This is a genomic window from Amycolatopsis regifaucium, from assembly GCF_001613935.1.
Taxonomy (GTDB): Bacteria; Actinomycetota; Actinomycetes; order Mycobacteriales; family Pseudonocardiaceae; genus Amycolatopsis; species Amycolatopsis regifaucium.
In genome coordinates, this window is record NZ_LQCI01000048.1 from 1 (window position 1) to 2,480 (window position 2,480).

Genomic DNA, 2,480 nt, shown 5'->3' on the forward strand with positions numbered 1-2,480 from the left:
TTGTCGACGTAGGCGGCGAGCCACGAGCGCATCAGGCACACCAGCTCTTCGACCACGTCGGGGTGCCACCACCAGCATTCGGGCAGCTCCGCGCCGTGGTAGCGCAGATACACCCGCGCCAGCCACACCGACAGCTCCGTCAGCACCGTCTGCGCCTCGTCGGCGCCATCGACGTCCTCGCCATCTGCCAGATCGAGCCACGACAACGGGCGGGTCTTCTTGCCCGGCTCCTCGTCGTTGACCTGCTCCACCAGGGCCTTCACGACCTTCGCGAGCTTCGTGACCTGCTCGGGCAGCGGCTCGACCACGTCGTGCAGTGCCCGCACCTGCTCCGGTAGCGGGGTGACCGCTTCCATCGTCAGCCGCAGGCCCTCGACCTCACGGGCGAGACCGGCCACGGCGGCTTCGGTGGCGTAGGCGAGTTCTTTGTCGTTGGTGTTCATCGGGTCACCTCCACGAGGTCGAAGCGGGAGTGCAGTTCGGTCCAGTCGGCGTGGTGGCGGCCGTCGGCGGTGTGCCACAGCCCGTCCTCGCCGGGGAACCACAGGTGCATCAGGTCGTCGCGCACCACGGGCGCGTCGGTCGGGGCGGGCTTCTCGGCCACGCCGGCGGCGAGCCACACGCGCGGGGTCGTCGGGGCGCTCATCGGCACCACACCCCCAGGCATGAACAGGAGACGAGGTCAACTTCGTGCACGACGATGGCGGGCATGGCCCCGGCATCCCCGGGGGCGCTCGCGACCAGCTCCCAGGAATCCGAGTCGGACCGTTCGCGGAACCGCACCAGCAAGGTCTCGACCTCACCGACGATGCGGGCAGGTCCGCCAAGGTCGTGGCGCGCGTGCGCGTGAATCGCCGCGAGCCCGCGACGGCGGTCGGCGGTGATCGCGACCGCGTCGCCGTCCTCGCCGACCCACGCGACCGGTATGTCGAAGTACGAGCCACAAACCAGGTCGTCCACGGCGAGGTACACAAAATGGTTGGCACTCATCAGAAACTCACCTCTGGGAAGAACTTCGCGGCCTTGGCCCAGTCGATCGCGTCGGACTCGGTCCCGGCCGGGACGATCAGGTAGGTCAGGGAGAGGAACGCGGCGAGGTCGTCGCGGCGGAAGATCGCCGAACCGGACCCGTCTGGAGTGGACAGGGCAAGCACCATGAGGTCGCCGCGGGCGGTGATCCGCACGTCGCCGATCCCGGCGGTCCCGGTGTTGAGCGCGGCGTCGAGAAGTTCCCGGCCCAACACCCAACGGGCTTCCTGCGGTTCGATCGGGAACGTCAGCGCGACGGCGAACGGCTCGGTACGCCGGTACTCGGCGGTCACCTGGAACCGCTGCGTGTCGATCAGGGCAGGCAGGTGCAGCTTCATCGCGCACCCCCACCCGGGACGGAGCCCAGACGGCGAGTGGTCTCGCTGACCACCCAGGTCACGAAGTCCCCCCGCACACCCGGTGAGATGTGGGCGTCGAGGAACGCGGTGATCTGCTCGGCGGGCTGGCCGTTGACCGTGCGCCACACGATGATCTCCACCAGCATCGCGACCAGGCGCCTGGACTCTCCCGAGTGCGCGGCGAACTCGCGGGCCAGCTGCTCGATCACCGTCGTGATCCGGAACGTCTCGACCGGCATGAAGGGCTGGTTCGGGTTCATCAGGACCACCGCCCCTCGGTGTCGACCGGCTCGACCTCGACCCGCTCGGCCTCGGCCCGCACCACCAGCGACTCGGTGACCCGGGCGGCACGGCGCTGCGCGGCCCACTCCTGGGCGCGGGCCACCCATGGCTCGACCCGATCGGCGAGCATGTCCACGAACGCCCCGGCCTTCGTGGTCCACAGTTCGCGGCGCTCGTCCCACCGCTCCAGCAGATCGCCGTACCGCTCACGGCGCTCCACGGCCTTCACGTCGCGGCGCTTCCACGCCATCTGAAGCTTCCCGATCGCGGCGGGCATCCCCCGGCGCACGATCACTGCGTGCAGCTCCGGCAGCTGCGCGATCTGCCCGGCCGAGAGGACCGGAACCCGCTGCGGCGTCCGCCCGGTCACCCGGCCGTCGACGTCCTCAGTCTCGACCATCTCGTGCCGGTCGGCGGTGAGCGTCGAATACGCCTGCAAGTCGTCCGCGTCGCGGGCACCCGCGAGGATCAGCACCGTCGACGAGTTCGTCATGATCGCCGCACAACCGGTGTCGCCCCACCGCTTCCGCAGTTGCGCCCGCGACTGGGCTCCGATGTGGATGGTGATGTTCCGGCCGCCCATGTCGGCAGTCCAGGTGTCCAACGGCACGGGCGCGATCAGCGCCGCCTCATCCAGGACCAGCGTCAACGCCGGATCCAACCGGCCGCCCAGGGACTCGGTGGCGATCTGGCGGGCCTCGCGGGCGATGTGCGCGGTCAGCGCCGCCACCAACGGCGCCGTGTGGCCCTCCTCGGCGCCGAGCAGGTACACCGTGCCGCGTCGGATCAGCAGCTCCGCGACGTCCAGGC

At 70.1% G+C, this 2,480-nt stretch carries 5 protein-coding genes and 1 pseudogene; all 6 read right to left on the bottom strand.

Going from position 1 to position 2,480, the window contains the following annotated elements; genetic code table 11:
• A pseudogene (locus AVL48_RS31895) lies at positions 1 to 443 on the bottom strand (DUF4913 domain-containing protein); the annotation flags it as partial.
• Positions 440 to 646 (bottom strand): hypothetical protein, encoded by a 207-nt coding sequence (locus AVL48_RS31900; RefSeq protein WP_208616312.1) that lies wholly within the window; start codon positions 644 to 646, stop codon positions 440 to 442. The gene AVL48_RS31900 and the pseudogene AVL48_RS31895, both read right to left, overlap by 4 nt.
• On the bottom strand, positions 643 to 990 hold the full coding sequence (locus AVL48_RS31905; protein WP_061990431.1) for a hypothetical protein: 348 nt from the start codon (positions 988 to 990) through the stop codon (positions 643 to 645). The genes AVL48_RS31900 and AVL48_RS31905 overlap by 4 nt, the downstream gene beginning before the upstream one ends.
• Positions 990 to 1,367, bottom strand: coding sequence for an SsgA family sporulation/cell division regulator (locus AVL48_RS31910; RefSeq protein WP_061990429.1), 378 nt, complete (start codon positions 1,365 to 1,367; stop codon positions 990 to 992). The genes AVL48_RS31905 and AVL48_RS31910 overlap by 1 nt, the downstream gene beginning before the upstream one ends.
• Complete coding sequence (locus tag AVL48_RS31915) at positions 1,364 to 1,648, bottom strand: hypothetical protein (RefSeq protein ID WP_143178251.1); 285 nt, start codon at positions 1,646 to 1,648, stop codon at positions 1,364 to 1,366. Before AVL48_RS31915 ends, AVL48_RS31910 begins: the two co-directional genes overlap by 4 nt.
• Positions 1,648 to 2,480: type IV secretory system conjugative DNA transfer family protein (locus AVL48_RS31920; RefSeq protein WP_158070243.1), on the bottom strand; the 833-nt coding region annotated here is incomplete at its 5' end. The genes AVL48_RS31920 and AVL48_RS31915, both read right to left, overlap by 1 nt.

Excerpts from the sequence above, each read along its gene's own strand:
- AVL48_RS31900 (WP_208616312.1), bottom strand. The coding sequence starts at position 646 with ATGAGCGCCCCGACGACCCCGCGCGTGTGGCTCGCCGCCGGCGTGGCC.
- AVL48_RS31905 (WP_061990431.1), bottom strand. The coding sequence starts at position 990 with ATGAGTGCCAACCATTTTGTGTACCTCGCCGTGGACGACCTGGTTTGT.
- AVL48_RS31910 (WP_061990429.1), bottom strand. The coding sequence starts at position 1,367 with ATGAAGCTGCACCTGCCTGCCCTGATCGACACGCAGCGGTTCCAGGTG.
- AVL48_RS31915 (WP_143178251.1), bottom strand. The coding sequence starts at position 1,648 with ATGAACCCGAACCAGCCCTTCATGCCGGTCGAGACGTTCCGGATCACG.